This is a genomic window from Streptomyces sp. NPDC055189, from assembly GCF_053606765.1.
Genome location: NZ_JBSGSG010000054.1, coordinates 1 through 16,771 on the forward strand (window position 1 = coordinate 1; position 16,771 = coordinate 16,771).

The following is a 16,771-nucleotide window of genomic DNA, read 5'->3' on the forward strand; positions in this document are numbered from 1 at the left end:
CCACCCGCCCGACACCAGCGGCCCGCCCCCGCGCCCGCCAGCCCCACCCCGGCGCCGCTCCCTGCCTGGCTGCCGCCTGTCGCCCGTCGGCGACCGGCCTGCGCGCAGCCGTGACTTCGGTGGTCCGGTGGCTACAGGGCCACGCCCAGCAGCGCGTCCACGGCACGCGATACGACGCCGGGGGCGCCCTCGTCCGTGCCTCCCTCGGCGTCCTGGCGGGCGGCCCAGCGGTCCACGGCGGCGAGCGCGGCCGGGGAGTCCAGGTCGTTCGCGAGGGCTTCGCGGATCTCCTCGACCAGTTCCCCGGCGTCGGGTCCGTCGGGACGCGAGACGGCGGCACGCCACCGGGCGAGCCGCTCCTCGGCCTCGGTCAGGACGGAGTCGGTCCACTCCCAGTCGGCGCGGTAGTGGTTCGCCAGGAGCGCGAGACGGATGGCGGCCGGGTCGGTCCCGTCCCGCCGCAGCTTCGACACGAAGACGAGGTTGCCCTTGGACTTGGACATCTTCGCGCCGTCCAGGCCGACCATGCCCGCGTGGACGTACGCCTTGGCGAACGGGTGCTCACCGGTGAGGGCCTGCGCGTGCGAGGCGCCCATCTCGTGGTGCGGGAACGCGAGGTCGGATCCGCCGCCCTGCACGTCGAAGCCCATCCCCAGGTGATCGAGGGCGATGGCCACACACTCGATGTGCCAGCCGGGGCGGCCACGGCCGAGCGAGGCGCCGTCCCAGCTCGGCTCGCCCTCGCGGGCGGCCATCCAGAGCATCGGGTCGAGCGGGTCCTTCTTGCCCGGGCGCTCCGGGTCACCACCGCGCTCGGCGGAGAGCAGCTTCATCGCGGCGGCGTCGAGACCGGAGACCTCACCGAAGTGGGGGTCGGACTCGACGGAGAAGTAGACGTCACCCTCCAGGTCATAGGCGGCGCCCATGTCCCGGAGGCGTTCGACGAGCGGCACGATGCCGGGTATCGCCTCGACGGCTCCGATGTAGTGCTGCGGCGGAAGCAGCCGCAGGGCGGTCATGTCCTCGCGGAACAGGGCGGTCTCACCCTCGGCGAGCTCGACCCAGTCCTTTCCGTCGCGGATGGCACGTTCAAGGAGCGGGTCGTCCACGTCGGTCACGTTCTGGACGTAATGAACCTGCCGCTTGGTGTCGAGCCACACGCGTTGCACGAGGTCGAACGCGTTGTAAGTCGCCGCGTGACCCATGTGGGTCGCGTCGTACGGAGTGATGCCGCAGACGTAGATACGGGCGACGGGACCGGGGTCAAGGGTGACGAGACCACCGGTCGCGGTGTCGTGGATCCGGAGGTCGCGGCCCTTGCCAGGCAGGGCGGGGACCTCAGAAGCGGGCCAGGCATGCATGCCATGAGCCTAACCGGACGGAGCGTCCGCATACGAGCGGGGGATCAAGGTTTATCCGGGCGTGGGCGCCTTGGACCTGCGATTACCCCGCCGCTGCGCGGCAAATTTCTCCCACCCACCCACCCGATTGCCCCGCATCGACCCGCGATGACCACGGGCCCCGCCCCCGTTGTGGGCAGGCGTTCCGCAAGGCTGAACGGCCCGGCCGGGCCACCGCCTACACCGGCGGCCACGGAATGGCGGGCCACTCCCCGCCCGGCACGGGATGCTTCCCGGACGCCAGCAAGGCTGCCACCCGCTCGCGGACGGCATCCACCTCGGCGCCGGTGATCAGGTCCCCCAGCCGCAGGCCGAGGGGCGCGTCCGCCGCGAGCCCGTCCCGCAGGGACTCGAGGACCCCCACCGCCTCGGCGGTCAGCGGCTCCCCCGCCCACCCCCACAGCAGCGTCCGCAGCTTGTCCTCGGCGTTGAACGTGACCCCGTGGTCGATCCCGTAGAGCCGACCGGCATCGGTCAGCAGATGCCCGCCCTTGCGGTCCGCGTTGTTGATCACCGCATCGAGCACGGCGAGCCGCCGCAACCGCTCGTCGTCCGCGTGCACGAGAAGCGCCGTCCGCCCCTCCCCCACGTCGGCGAAGCCGATCGCCTTCCAGCCCTCACCGGGCTCCGCGCCCTCGACCAGGGCCAGCAGCTCCCCGCCGTCCTCGGAGGACTCGGGGTCCGTGTCGGAGCCCTCGATCCACAGCTGGCACATGCCCTCGCCGTGCGGCCCGTCCCGCAGCACGGTCGGCGGGACGAGGCCCCACCCCGTCGCCTCGGAAACCTCGTACGCGGCCACCTCGCGCTGCGCGAGCGTCCCGTCGGGGAAGTCCCACAGGGGGCGCTCACCGGCGACCGGCTTGTAGACACAGGCGGCTTCCCGGCCCTCGTACGAGACGGAGCAGTAGAGCACCGCGTTCGAGGCCTCGCGGATCCGTCCGCGCACGGTCAGCTCCCCCAGGGTGAGCAGCTCCACGACACCGGCGGCCGCGTCCGCGCCGACGGAGCTCACGCGCCCCGCCGGTATCCGTTCTGCCGCGGGCATACGTGTCCTTCCGGGTCGAGCGGGAGGCTGCACAGCGGGCACGGCGGCCGCCCCGCGTTCACGACGTCGAGGGCGCGCTTGGTGAACGCGCGCGCCTGCGCCCCGGTGAGCCGGACGCGCAGCATCGGCGGCCCGTTCTCCTCGTCCTGCAGAAGCCTTTCCTCTGCTTCGGCGAGATCCTCGTCGGACTCGGCGTCCAACTCCACCAGGGCCTGTGCCTCGACGATCATGCGCTCTTCGTCGCCGTCCCAGGCGAGCGCCATCGTGCCCACCCGGAACTCCTCCTCGACGGGCGAGTCGAGGGGCGCGCTGTCAGTGACCTCGGCGGAGGCGACGGCGGGCACGGGGGCATTGCCGCCACTGCGGCGCACGACCTCGTCGAGCAGCTCTTCCATGCGTTCGGCGAGCGCGGCCACCTGGGTCTTCTCCAGGGCGACACTGGTCACCCGGACTCCGGCGGAGGCCTGGAGGAAGAAGGTACGCCGGCCGGGGAGCCCGACCGTTCCGGCCACGAAGCGTTCCGGCGGGTCGTAGAGGAACACCTGACGCGACACGTCCTGTCTCCATTGGGATCGACTGCGATTGATCACTTGCGCTTGTTCGACGCGACGACTGCACCCTACTGCGGGTGACGATCACGGTGCTCCCGCATCGCCACCCACCGCCGCGTCGCTGCCGGACGGCTCCGCGCGGGGAGCGAGCGACCCGAAGTCGCCGGTGTCCCCCAGGCGTACGAGGAAGGGCCGCAGGCGCGTGAAGCGGATGGCGGTGACGGAGCAGGGCTCCACGGAGATGCGCTGGAAGAGGTCCAGGTGCAGTCCGATGGCGTCCGCGACAAGAGACTTGATGATGTCGCCGTGCGAGCACATCAGGTACACGGCGTCGGGGCCGTGGTCGCGCTCCACGCGCGCGTTCCACTCGCGTACCGCCTCGGCCGCCCGCGTCTGCATGGCCCGCATGGACTCGCCGCCCGGGAAGGCGGCGGCCGACGGGTGCTGCTGCACGACCTCCATCAGCGGCTCGTCGGACAGCTCGGCCAGCTTGCGGCCCGACCAGTCGCCGTAGTGGCACTCCCCGATGCGGTCGTCGCTGTGCAGCCGCAGCCCGGGGCGCGCGGCGAGCAGCGGCGCGAGGGTCTCCTGGCAGCGCTGGAGCGGGCTGGAGACGACTTCGGCGAGCGGCAGGTCCGCGAGGCGTCCGGGCAGCGCCGCGGCCTGTGCGGCGCCGCGCTCGTCCAGGGCCACGCCGGGGGTCCACCCGGCGAGCAGACCCGCGGTGTTGGCGGTGGATCGTCCGTGCCGGACGAGGATCAGCGTGGGCATGCGGGCCAGCCTAAGCCGCCTTCCGGGTGTGCCCCGAGCGGAGGTCGGGAAGAATGCCGTGCGTGATCGTGGACTGCGCGATGTACCGGAACGGGCGCCGGACCGAGTGCGAGGAGGACTTCTCGGACACCGTCGACGAGGCGCGCAAGGCGGGGGACGCCTTCGTCTGGGTGGGCCTGCACGAACCGACCGAGGACGAGTTCGCCGAGGTCAGCAGGGAATTCGGGCTGCATCCGCTGGCGGTGGAGGACGCCCTGAAGGCGCACCAGCGGCCCAAGCTCGAAGTGTTCGACGGCTCCCTTTTCGTGGTCCTGAAACCGGTCGTGTACGAGCCGGACAGCGATGCCGTCTCCTCCGGCGAGGTCATGGTCTTCATCGGCGACGCCTTCGTGGTGACGGTCAGGCACGGCGAGGGCTCGCCTCTCGGTGTCGTACGCCACCGTCTGGAGGCGGAGCCGGACATTCTGCGGCACGGTCCGACGTCCGTCCTGTACGCGGTCGCCGACGCCACGGTCGACCACTACCTCGACGTCGCGGGTGAGCTGCAGACCGACCTGGAGGAGCTGGAGGCGGAGGTCTTCTCTCCTGACAACGGGGGCAGCCGCAACACGGCGTCCCGGATCTACCGGTTCAAGCGCCAGATCGTCGAGTTCCGCCGGGCCACGGGACCGTTGGCGATGCCCATGATGCGCCTCTCCGGGACGGGTCCTTTCGCGCCCGACGTGCCCTTCGTCAAGGACACGGCAAAGCCGTTCTTCCGGGACGTCAGCGACCATCTGACGCGGGTGAACGACTGGGTGGACAGCCTCGACCGCCTGGTGTCCGACATCCTCTCCGCGCATCTGGCGCAGATGAGCGTGCGGCAGAACGACGACATGCGGAAGATCTCGGCGTGGGCCGCCATGGCCGCGGTCCCCACGATGATCGCGGGTGTGTACGGCATGAACTTCGACCACATGCCCGAGCTGCACTGGGCGTGGTCCTACCCGGCCGTGATCCTGCTGATGGCGGCGCTCGAAATCCTTCTCTACCGGCTGTTCAAGCGCCGGGGCTGGCTCTAGCGGGCGGGCCGCCCGCGCGGTCAGGCGAACCCGGGTGCCGGGGTGGCGGGCCCGCCGAGTGCGTCGCGCCGCTCGGGCATCTTCAGGGACACCATCCGACGCCAGCCTCCGAGGCGTTCGTACGCGGAGATGGCGCGGACCCCCGAGGCCAGTGCCGCGGTCTTGGGCTTGGGCCAGTCCAGGATGCGTCCCATGTGGTCCATCACGGCGAGGCTCACGTCCCGGTACACGCGCGTCTCGGCGCGGGCGCACTCGTGCAGGGTGTCGAGGATCATCCGGCCGTGTCCCGCGGCGGCGAGGCGGAGCAACTCCTCGTGGCAGTAGGCCAGGTGGTTGTCCTCGTCGTGGCAGATCATCCTTATGGCCTTGCCGACCTCGGGGTGGTCGCCGAAGTACGTGACCAGCATGTCCATCTGGTCGGCGGCACGCTGTTCGGTGACGCGGCTGTGCGAGAGGTAGACGACGACGTCCCGCTCGGTCAGCGGCTCTTCACGGCGCAGCTTCTCGTGCGCGAGGCCGATGCCCTGCCGCTCCAGAAGCATCGTGTAGTCCGTCTCGGGCGGGACCGGTGCGGGCTCCAGGCCACGCTTCTTGAGAAGGGCGTTGAAGATGCGTCCGTGCTTGTCCTCGTCGGCGCCGTGCCGGGCGACCTTGGGGCCGAGAGCGCGCTGGCTGTCCGGGAGAAGCGCGGCGATTCGCCCGTTCTCCCATCCGCCCTGCGACTCCCCGCTGGCCGCGATGGAACAGAAGAGCCGGAACGATTCGTCGTTGTCGAGGATCTCCTCGAAGACACTCCTGGCCGAAAGCATCACTGGCACCTCCATGCCCTCCGCGAGAACTCCGGGCGAACTCCGCAAAGAACAAGTCAAAGGCGCGCACGCGGGTGTGGCAACAGGTGTCAGGTACAGCTCCGCCAAACGAAGGACAGCTGCCCCCGGACGGGGCCGTAACCGAGGGGCCGCACGAAGCGTTGTGCTCCGTGACGGCCGTGGCGGGGAAGACCCCCGAGCCCCCACCACGGCCGCAGAACTTTCCCCCTCCGGTTACGCCAGTCCGGCGCGCTCCAGCGCCTGCGTACCCGCGCGCAGGGCCATGATCCGCTCCTCCAGCGTGAAGCCGGCCGGCGCCAGTGTGAGCGTGGTGACCCCGGCGGCCGCGTAGGCCTGCATCCGTTCGGCGATACGGTCCACGGAGCCGAGCAGCGTGGTCGAGTCGATCAGCTCGCGCGGCACGGCGGCCGCCGCACCCTCCTTGTCGCCGGACAGGTACTTGTCCTGGATCTCGGCCGCTTCCTTCTCGTAACCCATGCGCTGGGCGAGCTGGTTGTAGAAGTTCTGCTTGCGGCTGCCCATGCCGCCCACGTAGAGGGCGGTGTACGGGCGGAACATGTCAGCGAGGGCGCTGACGTCGTCACCGACCGCGAGCGGCACCGTCGGGACGACGTCGAAGCCCTCCATCGTCTTGCCCGCCTTCTCGCGCCCCGCGCGCAGGTGGCGGATGGCGGTGTCCTCCAGGTGCTCGGCCGAGGGGAAGATCAGCAGGGCTCCGTCGGCGATCTCGCCGGTCTGCTCGAGGTTCTTGGGGCCGATCGCGGCGACGTACAGCGGGATGTGCTCGCGCTGCGGGTGGACGGTGAGCTTGATGGGCTTGCCGGGTCCGTCCGGCAGCGGGAGCGTCCAGTGCTCGCCCTCGTAGCTCAGGCGCTCGCGCGTCATCGCCTTGCGGACGATCTCGACGTACTCGCGGGTGCGGGCAAGGGGCTTGTCGAACTTGACGCCGTACCAGCCCTCGGAGACCTGCGGTCCGGAGACACCGAGGCCCAGGCGGAAGCGGCCGCCGGAGAGCGAGTCGAGCGTGGCGGCGGTCATGGCGGTCATCGCGGGCTGGCGGGCCGGGATCTGGAAGATCGCGGATCCGATGTCGATGCGTTCGGTCTGCGCGGCCACCCAGGACAGCACCGTCGCGGCGTCCGAGCCGTACGCCTCCGCGGCCCAGCAGACCGCGTAGCCGAGCTTGTCGGCCTCCTTGGCGACGGCGAGGTTGTCCGCGTCCATCCCCGCGCCCCAGTAGCCGAGGTTGATCCCGAGCTGCATGGCCGAATCCCCTTACTGAGCAGTAACGTACCTGTGCCGGGGACTGTAGCGCGTGGGTGCGCGGCCCGTCAGCGGCGGGCGTGCGGGTGGCCGGGGGGTTCCCGTGTTCTCCACAGTCACGGGTTTGTCCACAGCCCCTCACGTCACTGGAGCACGGCCAGTAATCTCAGCGCCCATGGAGCAGAGGCATCTCGGCCGTACCGGCCTTCGCGTGTCCCGGATCGGACTCGGCACCCTGACCTGGGGGCACACCCAGGAGAGCGACGCCGCCGATCTGTTGAAGGTGTTCTGGGAAGCCGGTGGCAGCCTCGTCGACACGGCCGATGTGTACGGCGACGGGGAGGCGGAGTATCTGCTCGGCCGTCTCATAGAACGGCTCGTGCCGCGCCGCGATCTGGTCATCGCGACCAAGGCGGGCAGCGTGCCCGATCCCGACCGCCGCTTCGACGGCTCCCGGGGTCACCTCCTCTCCGCACTCGACGCGTCCCTGGCCCGCCTGGGCACGGATTACGTGGACCTGTGGCAGCTGCACGCCTTCGATCCCTGCACGCCCCTGGACGAGACGCTCCAGGCCCTGGACATCGCCGTCAGCAGCGGCCGGGCGCGCTATGCGGGCATCTCGAACTTCTCCGGCTGGCAGCTCGCCAAGGCGGCGACGTGGCAGCTCGCGGCGCCGGGCGCGCGAACGCGCCTGGCCAGTACGCAGATGGAGTACTCCCTGCTGCAACGCGGCGTCGAGCGGGAGCTGCTGCCCGCGGCGATGGACCTGGGCGTGGGCCTGCTGCCCTCCTCGCCGCTCGGCCGCGGCGTGCTCACCGGGAAGTACCGCACCTCGACCCCGGCCGACTCGCGCGGCGGCTCGGAGCACTTCGCGCCGTTCGTCGCGCCCTACCTCGACGATGCCGCGAGCCGCATCGTCGACGCGGTCACCACGGCCGCGGACGGCCTGGCGGCCACACCCCTCCAGGTCGCCCTCGCCTGGGTGCGCGACCGTCCCGGAGTCATCGCGCCGATCGTCGGCGCGCGCAACGCGCAGCAGCTCACGGCCGCATTGTCAGTGGAGACCCTTAGTCTTCCTGACGAGATCTGCCAGGCGCTCGACGATGTGTCGGCGCCCGTGCACCGCTACCCCGATCAGGACTGGAGCACGCTGTGAGTACGGAGCCGGAAACCGCTGCCGCGCAGGAAGCGGAGGCCGCTGCCGCACAGGAGACCGGGGCGGGGGCGCCGGAGGCGGAGGGCGCGGCCGACACCGACGCCACCGGCTCCGACGGGGCGACGGCCGAGGCGGAGAGCTCCGTCGGCCCTGACGCCGCCGAGAACGAGGGTCTCTCGGAGACCTCTGACCCGGAGCAAGCGGAGACCGCCGCCGCGGAGGAGTCCGGAGCCACGGCCACGCCTGACGGCTCCGACGGTCCCGACGCCGCCGGCGAAAACGCCGCAGCCGAGAGCGGAGCCGCCGAAAGCAAGGAGCTCTCGGAGACCGAGGCCGAGATCGCCGCCCAGCGGGAGCTGCGGGAGCGGATCGCCGAGCGCAGGGCCGCCAAGCAGGGGCCGGTCGACGCCGGCACCAAGCTCAGCGGCAAGGCCGCCGATCTGCTGGCCGCCGTGCGCGCGGTGGAGAGCGGCGAGAAGCCGGTCGCCAGCGCCTTCAGCGAGCCCGGACCCGCGCCGCGCAAGGCCGCGCCCGAGCCCGTGCGCCGACCCCAGCCCGTCGCCCCGGCCGCTTCGGGCCCCGGCGACGAAGCCGTGGACGCGGTCCGTGCCGTGCTCGCCGAAGGCGGTGCGCCTGCCGCCCTCGCCGAGCGGACGGCGGCGGCGCTCGGCGAGGGCGCCGACGCCCTGCTGCGGGACGACCCCTGGCAGTTGCTGCGGGTCGGCGGTGTGCGCACGGAACAGGCCGACGGCTTCGCGCGGGCGCTGCTCGGCGCGGAGTGCGGGCCCGACGACGAGCGCAGGGGGCGTGCGATCACCGCCTGGCTCCTCGAGCAGGCAGCCGTCGCGGGGCACACGGCTCTGGACGCGGCGGCGCTCACCGCGGCGCTCGGACAGCGCTCCGTGCCCGACCCGGACGCGGCGGTGCAGAGCGCCATCGCGGAGGGCGACATCCTGGTCTTCCAGGACGCCATCGAGACACCGGGGGCCCCGGCTCCCGTACAGGAAGAGGGCGACGGCGACGGCGAGGAGGCCGAACAGCCGGTCCGCGTCCTGGTCGGCCTAGAGCAGTACGCACTGGCCGAGGAGAGCCTCGCCGACGGCCTCGCCCGGGTGATCAACTCTCTTCCCAAGGAAGACGGATCGGGCCCGCAGGCCGCCGACTGGGAGTCCGCCGCGGCCGAGGCGTCCGGCTCCACCGCCGAGCTGATCCGCGCGGCGGCGGGCCACGGACTCGTCCTGCACACCGGCGGCGATGCGGCACGCGCCGAGCCCGCCGCGCTGGTGGCGGCGGCGGCGCGCCTCGGCCTGCGCGTGTGGGCGGCCACGCACAGCTCCGCGGGGCGCGGGCGCGTCGCCGGGCTCACCGGCTCGGACGAGGCGGGCGCCGCGACCGTGGCGGGGCTGCTCTCCGGCGCCGAGGGTCCCGGCCGCGACAGGGACGGAGCCCTCGCCCTCGACCTCCTGGTGGTCCTGGACGCGCCGCAGCTGGACGTGGAGAGCGCCGCGATGCTGGTGGAGTCCCTGCCGGACGGCGCCCGTCTGGTGCTCAGCGGCGATCCGGGCGTGCTGTGGTCGGCGGGTCCGGGGCGGGTCTTCGCCGATCTCCTCGCGGCACGCTGCTGCCCGCAGGTCGTCTCGCGCGTCCCGGACCCCGGCCCCATCGGGGAGCTGGTCTCCGGAATCGGCATCGGCGAGCTGAACCAGGTCGAGGCGCCGGGCAAGGAAGTCGTGATCGTCCCCGTGCGCGACGCGGGCGAGGCGGTCCACCGCACGGTGCAGCTCGTGGCGGACTCGGTGCCCCGCGCGATCGGGGTGCCCCCGCAGGACACCCAGGTGATCACTCCCGGACACGGCGGCGCCGCGGGCACCCGCGCGTTGAACACCGCCCTCAAGGAGCGGCTGAACCCCGGCCCCGGCCGGTTCGGCGGCTTCGACCCCGGCGACCGCGTCGCCCACGTCCCCGCACCCGGGCGCACGACCCTGGGCAAGGTCCTGCGGGCCGACGCGGAGGGGCTGCACCTGGAGTGTGACGGCGCCCCCGTCGTCGTACCGAAGGAGCGGGTGGAGCAGACGGTGCGGCACGCCTGGGCGCTCACCGCGCACCAGGCCGTGGGCCTGAGCTGGCCCGCAGCGGTCGTGGTGCTGCCGGGCGACGCGACCGCGGCCCTGAGCAGGCCCTGGGTCTACACCGCGTTCAGCCGCGGCGAACGGCATCTGTCGGTGGTCCAGGGCGCGGAGCAGGCGCTGCCGCGCGCGGTGGCCGAGGTCCCCCCGAAGGCCCGTACGACGCGCCTGCAGACCCTCCTGCGCCCCCAGGTCCCCACCACGTCCTGACCCGGACCGACGTCCCGCGTCTCCGGGCGCCCGCCACATGAGCCGGGCGCCCGGAGGAAGCGTCAGCGATCCGCGTCCAGGGGGCTTCTGTCGTCGTCGACGTCGACCGCGTCCGCCTCGTCAACGTCGTCGATGTCGTCGACCTCGTCGAGTTCCTCGAGGACCGCCACGGCGTCGGGATCGACGCGGACGCGGCCGTCGGCGCCGACACCGTCGTCATCGTCCGGTTCGTCGTCGAAGACCGCGCTGACGTCGAAGCGGCACACGACCCGGTGCGGGTCCGCCGCGTCGAAGGGGGCGTCGAGCCACTCCCCCGGTTCCGCGGGTTCGTCCGCCGCGGTCACCCAGAGCGTGGAGTCGCCCTCCTCCAGGCCGAACTCCTTGTGCCGGGAGGCGATTTCGTCCGGTTCGAACTCCCCGAAGAGGACTCCGAGCGCGGCATGCACGCTGCTGCCCGCCGCCTCGGCCGCCGGAATGTCGCCCGCCGTGTCCGCGTCGAGGTCCGCGACCCGCTGGGCCTGCGCGAGGAGCCGCTGCGGCTCCGCCACGGCGTAGTCCCTGCGGATCAGCACGCTCAGCGCGTTCGCCTCCTCCGGGCCCTGGTACGGCGGCAGCACGTCGCTGTCCGAGCCGGGGATCTCGAAGGGGGTGACCTCGTCGTAGCGGTCGTAGAGGAGCTCGTCGTACTCCTCGGCCGCGGCGGCCAGCTCGTTGAACGCCTCATAGACGGCCGGGTCGTCCTCCCCCGACCTGCGTTCGACCGCGGCAAGGTGACGGTCGAGCGCGGTCTTGACCGCCTCGGCGGCGGCGCGTACCTCGGCAGCGGTTGGCTGCGCAGCATCAGACATAGTGCAGACGCTATCCGTAGCGGGCCCGTACTTGCACAATAGATGCGATGCCGGAATACGAATTTGTCGACGTGTATGTGCCGCGCGGGGTTACCCGCAAGGAAGCGACGCGCCTGCTGACGGACCATGCCGAGTACGGACACTGGGAGTTGGACCGTCTGAGCCTGCACGCGGACGGCAGTCGCAGGGTGCGGCTGAAGCGGCGGATCATCCGCCAGCTGCGGGCCACCTGGTGACGTGAGGCAGCGAGTGGGCAGCGAGCCGGACAGCAAGAACGGAGGGCGCCCCGGCCAAGCGGGGCACCCTCCGTTCCGGATACCGGATCAAGCGGCGTCGTGCGCCCTTGATCAGGCGGCCGACCGCGTCCTGCGGTACAGCACCGTTCCCGCGAGCAGCATGCCCGCGCCCACCGGCAGCACGACGCCCATCGGCAGGTCGCTGCCCGTCTGAGCGAGCGTCTCCGAGCCCTTCGGCTGCGCGATGGTCTGCGCCCCCGGCTGGTTCGGCGTTCCCGGCTGCTCCGGCGATCCGGGCGGCATCGCCCGGTCGTCCGAAGGCTTCTCACCCGGCGTTCCGGGCTTCCCCGGCTCCCCCGGCTGCTCGGGGTGCCCGGGCTGCTCCGGGCCGCCCGGCGGCTGCTCCGGCTTCGTGGGCGGGTTCTCGCCGCCCGGCGGCGGCGCGTCACCCGAGTCGTTGACGCAGTCGTCACCGGCGGTCGCGTTGCCGAGACCGACGATGGTGACGCTGTTGCCGCAGACGTTCACCGGCACGTCGACCGGCAGCTGAACGTCGTTGCCCGAGCCGACGCCGGGCGAGTCGCTGCTGTGGCCGTGCGCGGAGGATCCGCCCGAGGGCTTGTTATTGCCGCTGCCCCCGCCGTTGCCGTCGGAGGTATTGGCGCAATTGTTGCCCATCGCGGGGTTGAGCACCCCGACGACGTTGACGCTGTTGCCGCAGACGTTCACCGGCACGTGCACCGGGAGCTGCACCGAATTGCCGGCGAGCACACCCGGAGAATCCGATGCACCCCCGCCGGCACCCGAGTCGGCTTGTGCGTATCCACCACTGATGGCGAGTACGCCCGTAGCGGCCGCCACCGTGATCAGGCCTTTTCGAGTGACCTGTCGCATAGGTTTTCCCTGCCTTGTGACCTTCAGGAATGCGCACGCTTCTTGAGAGGCGCACGCGGAATGCCCGAAGGTCCCGGAATGCATGGGGCGCACTCCGGGACCTACGAACTCAGACCCTCGTGGGGTGAGGCACAACAGCGTCAGGCGTTGACGCAGGTGTTGCCGAAGGTGGGGTTGAGCAGCCCGATCACGGAGACCGTGTTGCCACAGGCGTTCACCGGCACGTGCACCGGCACCTGAACGACGTTGCCAGAGAGCACACCGGGTGAGTTCACGGCGGCACCCTGGGCACCGGCGTCGGCAGCAGCGATACCCGCACACGCGAGCACGAGACCACCAGTGGCAGCCGCAGCAGCGACGACCTTCTTGATCATTGTTCCTCCTCGTTGGCAATGCGATCCCAGCCGCGGACCGCACCACCTGTAACGAGGAGGAGGGAATGGGGCTACGAGCCTATGGTCCCTTTCACTCTTTTCAGTCAAGTACGTACGTGCTGACGATTATTGGAGTTTCATTCAGGACGCGTCGATGAACCGGTCGAGCACGCGCACGCCGAACTTGAGACCGTCCACCGGGACCCGCTCGTCCACACCGTGGAACATCCCCGCGAAGTCCAGCTCCGGCGGCAGCTTCAGCGGCGCGAAGCCGAAGCCGCGGATGCCGAGATCGTCGAAGGACTTGGCGTCGGTGCCCGCGGAGAGCATGTACGGCACGGCCTTGGCGATCGGGTCCTCGGCCTGCAGCGCCGTCTGCATGGCGTCGACGAGCGCGCCGTCGAAGGACGTCTCCAGGGCCTTGTCCGCGTGCACGTCCGTGCGCTTCACGTTCGGGCCGAGGAGCCGGTCCAGGTCGGCCAGGAACTCCTGCTCGTACCCCGGCAGGAAGCGGCCGTCGACGTGCGCGGTCGCCTGCCCCGGGATGACGTTGACCTTGTAGCCGGCGCCCAGCTGGGTGGGGTTGGCGGTGTTCTGCAGCGAGGCGCCGATGAGCTTGGCGATGCCGCCGAGCTTGGCCAGCGTCTCGTCCATGTTCTCGGGGTCGAGCTCGGTGCCGAGGGCGTCGCCGAGCTCGTCCAGGAAGTGGCGCAGCGTCTTGGTCACCCGTACCGGGAACTTGTGCCGTCCCAACCGGCCCACGGCCTCGGACAGTTCGGTGATGGCGTTGTCCTTGTGGATCATCGACCCGTGGCCCGCGGTGCCGTCCACGGTCAGCTTCATCCAGTGCATGCCCTTCTGGGCCGTCTCGATGAGGTAGAGCCGCAGGTCCTCGTTGACCTGGAAGGAGAAGCCGCCGACCTCGCTGATGGCCTCCGTGACGCCCTCGAAGAGCTCCGGGTGGTTGTCGACGAGGTAGCGCGCGCCGTACGTGCCGCCGGCCTCCTCGTCGGCCATGAAGGACAGCACGATGTCGCGCGGGGGCTTGCGCCCGGTGCGCATGCGCTCGCGCACGACCGCGAGGGTCATCGCGTCCATGTCCTTCATGTCGACGGCGCCGCGGCCCCACACACAGCCGTCCGCGATCTCCCCGGAGAAGGGGTGGTGCGTCCAGTCCTGGGCGTTGGCCGGTACGACGTCGGTGTGGCCGTGGATGAGCAGCGCGGGCCGGGAGCGGTCCTCGCCCTCGATGCGGGCGACCGTGGAGGCCCGGCCGGGGTGCGATTCGAAGATCTGCGGTTCGAGCCCCACCTCGGCGAGCTTCTCCGCGACGTACTCGGCGGCCTTGCGCTCGCCCGGGCCCGAGTGATCGCCGTAGTTGCTGGTGTCGATGCGGATCAGATCGCGGCAGAGATCGACGACCTCGTCCTCACCGGTGACGGGCCGCGACCGGTCCGCCTCGCCCGCCCTGTCGGCCCTGCTCGACTCGCTCACGATGGTTCCTCCCGCTATCGCTGCTGGTGGTCCCCTTCATCCTCCCGCGCCCACCCCTCGACACCCAAGGCCGGGCACCCGTCGACATACGCCGTTCACGCACCTGACCTGTGTGAACGGAGGCCCCCGAATGTTTGCTATGGTTTTCCACGTCGCCGCGGGAAACCGCGACAGACCACCGGTCCGGGTGGCGGAATGGCAGACGCGCTAGCTTGAGGTGCTAGTGCCCTTTATCGGGCGTGGGGGTTCAAGTCCCCCCTCGGACACAGAAGATTGATCAGCGATGCGCCGGTCGGGAGAGATCCCGGCCGGCGCTTTGCGTCGGGCCCCCGGTAGAGCTCTCAGCCCGGTCCGGCCGCAGGCAGTCTGCGCTGCAGCCGCCGTTCGTGGACGAGGCGGCCCACCAGTGCTCCGCCGTAGACGACGAAGCCCACCCCCACCAGCCAGGACTGCAGGATCAGTACGGTGCCGAACGGGCCGTACGTCACCGCGTTCGATGCGATCAGCGGGGAGAAGACGAACTGCGAGAAGACCCGCAGCCCGAGCATCCCCAGGGCGGTCGCGGCGGCGCCGGGGGCCAGGGCCCGCCAGCGGATGCGGCCGCAGAGGAGCCAGCGCTGCGACCACCAGAAGAAGAGGAAGACGCCGATGGTGTCGCCCACGGTGACCAGGCCCGTCCCGGCGGCGGATGACTCCTCCGGCGCGGGGGTGGTGACGAAGAGGAGCAGGAAGAAGACCAGTACCGCCAGCCAGACCACGTGCCGCCACATCGTGTGCCAGCGCGCCGGAGGCAGGTCCCACACGCGTTCGTAGCCGGTCTGCACGGCGGAGCCGAAGGTCACGCCGAACGCCGCGAGCGCGGCCAGGCCCAGTGCCGTGGTCTGCCGCAGCGCCTGCCCCGGCGCTCCGAAGAGCTGCTCGATCTCCTCCTCCGGCACCTCGGACACCCCAAGCCCCTGCACCAGCCAGCGGGCGAAGCCCTCTCCCCTGGCCAGATCGGCCGCGGCGACGACCACGAGCAGGGGCACGAGCGTGAGGAAGCTGAGCGCGGCGAAGCCCATCGCGCGGTGCATCAGTTCGATCTCGCGGCCGCGGTTCCAGGCGAGGCCCGCGACCGAGGCCAGGACGCGGCGGTGGAGGCGCGGAATCCGGCGTCCGTGCCGCGCGGGGTCACCGTGGTCCGGCGTACCGGGTGCTGGGGGCATGTCGGTTCGCCTACCCGCAATCGACGCGGAGGCAGACCCGCTTACCGCCGAACGGGCACCGACCGGATGCGGAGCGTCCACTTCCCGAAAGCGCAACCCCCGCCGCACAGAACACTGTTGGGAAGCGGAATGATCTCTATCACAGCGTAGATCATTTACGGCTGGGGCAGCCTGCTAGCGCAGTTGAGCGATCAACCGAACACACGCTCGCACGCTGGGTGCACGGGGGGCCACGTGCGTCTTTCTAGGAGAACGTGCATGCCGCAGGACGTCCGGTTCGACCTCCCCTTCACCACTCCCGTCAGCGAGCATCTCGACTACGCCCGCGAGCAGCATCTGCGCTGGGTGAAGGACATGGGTCTGGTCCGAAGTCAGGCCGGGTTCGACGAGTACGAGAGTTGGGATCTGCCGCAGGCCGCGATACGTACGTATCCGCACGCGTCGGCCGACGACATGGTCGTCCTGATGAACTGGTTCTCCCTGGCCTTCCTCTTCGACGACCAGTTCGACAGCGGGCGGCCCGACCGCGCCGACCGCATCGCGGAGGTCGCCCGTGAGCTCATCGCGACGCCGCTGCGTCCCGCCGGGAGCGAGCCCCGCGTCGTCTGCCCCATCACGGTGGCCTGGGCGCAGGTGTGGGCGCAGCTGGCCGACGGTATGTCGCTCGCCTGGCGGTCGCGGTTCGCGGCGTCCTGGGGGCGGTTCCTGGTCGCGCACTCCGAGGAGGTCGACCTGGCCGCACGCGGCACGGCCCTGGGCCTCGACGCGTACACCGAGTTCCGGCGCCGTACCGTCGGCATCCATCACAGCATCGACGCCGGTGAGCGCAGCCGGCGCTTCGAGGTGCCCGCGCAGGCTCAGGCGCATCCGGTGATGATCGGGCTGCGGGACGCCGCGGCGGACACCATCGGGTTCATGAACGACATCCACTCCTTCGAGCGCGAGAAGCGCCGCGGGGACGGCCACAACCTCATCACCGTCCTGCGCCACGAGCGCGGTTGCTCCTGGGAGGAGGCCGCCGCCGAGGCGATCAGGATGACCACGGAGCGGCTGCGGGACTACCTGGAGTACGAGGAGCAGGTGCCCGCGATGTGCGACGAGCTCGGCCTCTCGGAGAGTGAGCGCGATCTGGTGCGGATGGGCGTGGAGGCCGCGCGGCACTGGATCAACGGGAACTACGAGTGGGCCCTGGTCACCGGCCGGTACGCGGCGGTCAAGGACAGCCCGGCGGCCGCGGCCGAGGAGCAGGGGCGCGGGTCGCTCGACGATCTGCTGACCGTCTGAGGCGGGCCCACCGTCTGAAGCGG

16 protein-coding genes and 1 tRNA gene are annotated in these 16,771 nt (G+C 71.2%); 6 read left to right on the forward strand and 11 right to left on the reverse strand.

What is annotated here, in order from left to right:
* Positions 1-131 precede the first annotated feature (131 nt).
* The 4 genes from mshC to ACWFR3_RS30175 all read right to left on the reverse strand — a co-directional run bounded on the left by mshC (position 132) and on the right by ACWFR3_RS30175 (position 3,767).
* Positions 132-1,361 (reverse strand): cysteine--1-D-myo-inosityl 2-amino-2-deoxy-alpha-D-glucopyranoside ligase, encoded by a 1,230-nt coding sequence (gene mshC, locus ACWFR3_RS30160; RefSeq protein ID WP_453737813.1) that lies wholly within the window; start codon positions 1,359-1,361, stop codon positions 132-134.
* Positions 1,362-1,578: 217 nt separating this feature from the next.
* Positions 1,579-2,445, reverse strand: a complete 867-nt coding sequence (locus tag ACWFR3_RS30165; protein ID WP_453737814.1) for an SCO1664 family protein — start codon at positions 2,443-2,445, stop codon at positions 1,579-1,581.
* Positions 2,409-2,999, reverse strand: a complete 591-nt coding sequence (locus ACWFR3_RS30170; protein ID WP_453737815.1) for a DUF3090 domain-containing protein — start codon at positions 2,997-2,999, stop codon at positions 2,409-2,411. The genes ACWFR3_RS30165 and ACWFR3_RS30170 overlap by 37 nt, the downstream gene beginning before the upstream one ends.
* 81 nt (positions 3,000-3,080) lie before the next feature.
* Positions 3,081-3,767 carry a histidine phosphatase family protein gene (locus ACWFR3_RS30175; protein ID WP_453737816.1) on the reverse strand — a complete coding sequence of 229 codons (687 nt, stop codon included), beginning with the start codon at positions 3,765-3,767 and terminating at the stop codon, positions 3,081-3,083.
* 62 nt (positions 3,768-3,829) lie between these two features.
* Between ACWFR3_RS30175 and corA the strand changes: the two genes are divergently transcribed.
* Positions 3,830-4,828 carry a magnesium/cobalt transporter CorA gene (gene corA, locus ACWFR3_RS30180; protein WP_453737817.1) on the forward strand — a complete coding sequence of 333 codons (999 nt, stop codon included), beginning with the start codon at positions 3,830-3,832 and terminating at the stop codon, positions 4,826-4,828.
* A gap of 20 nt (positions 4,829-4,848) precedes the next feature.
* On the opposite strand, the gene ACWFR3_RS30185 is transcribed toward corA, so the two are convergent.
* Both ACWFR3_RS30185 and ACWFR3_RS30190 read right to left on the reverse strand, forming a co-directional pair.
* The gene (locus tag ACWFR3_RS30185) at positions 4,849-5,637 is read right to left on the reverse strand and encodes a ferritin-like domain-containing protein (RefSeq protein ID WP_453737818.1); all 789 of its coding nucleotides are present in this window, start codon (positions 5,635-5,637) and stop codon (positions 4,849-4,851) included.
* Between the two features lie 234 nt (positions 5,638-5,871).
* Entirely contained in the window at positions 5,872-6,921 is a 1,050-nt protein-coding gene (locus ACWFR3_RS30190) for an LLM class F420-dependent oxidoreductase (protein ID WP_453737819.1), read from the reverse strand.
* 175 nt (positions 6,922-7,096) lie between these two features.
* Between ACWFR3_RS30190 and ACWFR3_RS30195 the strand changes: the two genes are divergently transcribed.
* Positions 7,097-8,077 carry an aldo/keto reductase gene (locus tag ACWFR3_RS30195; RefSeq protein ID WP_453737820.1) on the forward strand — a complete coding sequence of 327 codons (981 nt, stop codon included), beginning with the start codon at positions 7,097-7,099 and terminating at the stop codon, positions 8,075-8,077.
* Positions 8,074-10,413 carry a helix-hairpin-helix domain-containing protein gene (locus tag ACWFR3_RS30200; protein ID WP_453737821.1) on the forward strand — a complete coding sequence of 780 codons (2,340 nt, stop codon included), beginning with the start codon at positions 8,074-8,076 and terminating at the stop codon, positions 10,411-10,413. Before ACWFR3_RS30195 ends, ACWFR3_RS30200 begins: the two co-directional genes overlap by 4 nt.
* A gap of 62 nt (positions 10,414-10,475) precedes the next feature.
* On the opposite strand, the gene ACWFR3_RS30205 is transcribed toward ACWFR3_RS30200, so the two are convergent.
* Positions 10,476-11,261 carry a hypothetical protein gene (locus tag ACWFR3_RS30205; protein ID WP_453737822.1) on the reverse strand — a complete coding sequence of 262 codons (786 nt, stop codon included), beginning with the start codon at positions 11,259-11,261 and terminating at the stop codon, positions 10,476-10,478.
* A 47-nt stretch (positions 11,262-11,308) separates the two neighbouring features.
* On the opposite strand from ACWFR3_RS30205, the gene ACWFR3_RS30210 reads away from it, so the two are divergent.
* Positions 11,309-11,497, forward strand: coding sequence for a DUF5703 family protein (locus ACWFR3_RS30210; RefSeq protein WP_190082655.1), 189 nt, complete (start codon positions 11,309-11,311; stop codon positions 11,495-11,497).
* Between the two features lie 111 nt (positions 11,498-11,608).
* On the opposite strand, the gene ACWFR3_RS30215 is transcribed toward ACWFR3_RS30210, so the two are convergent.
* The 3 genes from ACWFR3_RS30215 to ACWFR3_RS30225 form a co-directional block, all read right to left on the reverse strand.
* A complete protein-coding gene (locus ACWFR3_RS30215; protein WP_453737823.1) occupies positions 11,609-12,391 on the reverse strand; it encodes a chaplin family protein in 783 nt (260 codons plus the stop codon).
* A gap of 140 nt (positions 12,392-12,531) precedes the next feature.
* The gene (gene chpH / locus ACWFR3_RS30220) at positions 12,532-12,765 is read right to left on the reverse strand and encodes a chaplin ChpH (protein WP_453737824.1); all 234 of its coding nucleotides are present in this window, start codon (positions 12,763-12,765) and stop codon (positions 12,532-12,534) included.
* Between the two features lie 141 nt (positions 12,766-12,906).
* Positions 12,907-14,259, reverse strand: coding sequence for a M20/M25/M40 family metallo-hydrolase (locus tag ACWFR3_RS30225; protein ID WP_453737825.1), 1,353 nt, complete (start codon positions 14,257-14,259; stop codon positions 12,907-12,909).
* Between the two features lie 181 nt (positions 14,260-14,440).
* On the opposite strand from ACWFR3_RS30225, the gene ACWFR3_RS30230 reads away from it, so the two are divergent.
* A tRNA-Leu gene (locus ACWFR3_RS30230) sits at positions 14,441-14,525 on the forward strand.
* 75 nt (positions 14,526-14,600) lie between these two features.
* Here the strand turns inward: ACWFR3_RS30230 and ACWFR3_RS30235 are convergent.
* Positions 14,601-15,464, reverse strand: coding sequence for a YhjD/YihY/BrkB family envelope integrity protein (locus ACWFR3_RS30235; protein WP_453737826.1), 864 nt, complete (start codon positions 15,462-15,464; stop codon positions 14,601-14,603).
* A gap of 258 nt (positions 15,465-15,722) precedes the next feature.
* On the opposite strand from ACWFR3_RS30235, the gene ACWFR3_RS30240 reads away from it, so the two are divergent.
* Positions 15,723-16,748 carry a 7-epi-alpha-eudesmol synthase gene (locus ACWFR3_RS30240; protein ID WP_453737827.1) on the forward strand — a complete coding sequence of 342 codons (1,026 nt, stop codon included), beginning with the start codon at positions 15,723-15,725 and terminating at the stop codon, positions 16,746-16,748.
* Positions 16,749-16,771: the final 23 nt, after the last annotated feature.

What these genes read in the sequence shown, in the direction of transcription:
- mshC (WP_453737813.1), bottom strand. Translation starts at nt 1,361, where the DNA reads ATGCATGCCTGGCCCGCTTCTGAGGTCCCCGCCCTGCCTGGCAAGGGC.
- ACWFR3_RS30165 (WP_453737814.1), bottom strand. Translation starts at nt 2,445, where the DNA reads ATGCCCGCGGCAGAACGGATACCGGCGGGGCGCGTGAGCTCCGTCGGC.
- ACWFR3_RS30175 (WP_453737816.1), bottom strand. Translation starts at nt 3,767, where the DNA reads ATGCCCACGCTGATCCTCGTCCGGCACGGACGATCCACCGCCAACACC.
- ACWFR3_RS30185 (WP_453737818.1), bottom strand. Translation starts at nt 5,637, where the DNA reads ATGCTTTCGGCCAGGAGTGTCTTCGAGGAGATCCTCGACAACGACGAA.
- ACWFR3_RS30190 (WP_453737819.1), bottom strand. Translation starts at nt 6,921, where the DNA reads ATGCAGCTCGGGATCAACCTCGGCTACTGGGGCGCGGGGATGGACGCG.
- ACWFR3_RS30195 (WP_453737820.1), top strand. Translation starts at nt 7,097, where the DNA reads ATGGAGCAGAGGCATCTCGGCCGTACCGGCCTTCGCGTGTCCCGGATC.
- ACWFR3_RS30205 (WP_453737822.1), bottom strand. Translation starts at nt 11,261, where the DNA reads ATGTCTGATGCTGCGCAGCCAACCGCTGCCGAGGTACGCGCCGCCGCC.
- ACWFR3_RS30210 (WP_190082655.1), top strand. Translation starts at nt 11,309, where the DNA reads ATGCCGGAATACGAATTTGTCGACGTGTATGTGCCGCGCGGGGTTACC.
- ACWFR3_RS30215 (WP_453737823.1), bottom strand. Translation starts at nt 12,391, where the DNA reads ATGCGACAGGTCACTCGAAAAGGCCTGATCACGGTGGCGGCCGCTACG.
- chpH (WP_453737824.1), bottom strand. Translation starts at nt 12,765, where the DNA reads ATGATCAAGAAGGTCGTCGCTGCTGCGGCTGCCACTGGTGGTCTCGTG.
- ACWFR3_RS30235 (WP_453737826.1), bottom strand. Translation starts at nt 15,464, where the DNA reads ATGCCCCCAGCACCCGGTACGCCGGACCACGGTGACCCCGCGCGGCAC.
- ACWFR3_RS30240 (WP_453737827.1), top strand. Translation starts at nt 15,723, where the DNA reads ATGCCGCAGGACGTCCGGTTCGACCTCCCCTTCACCACTCCCGTCAGC.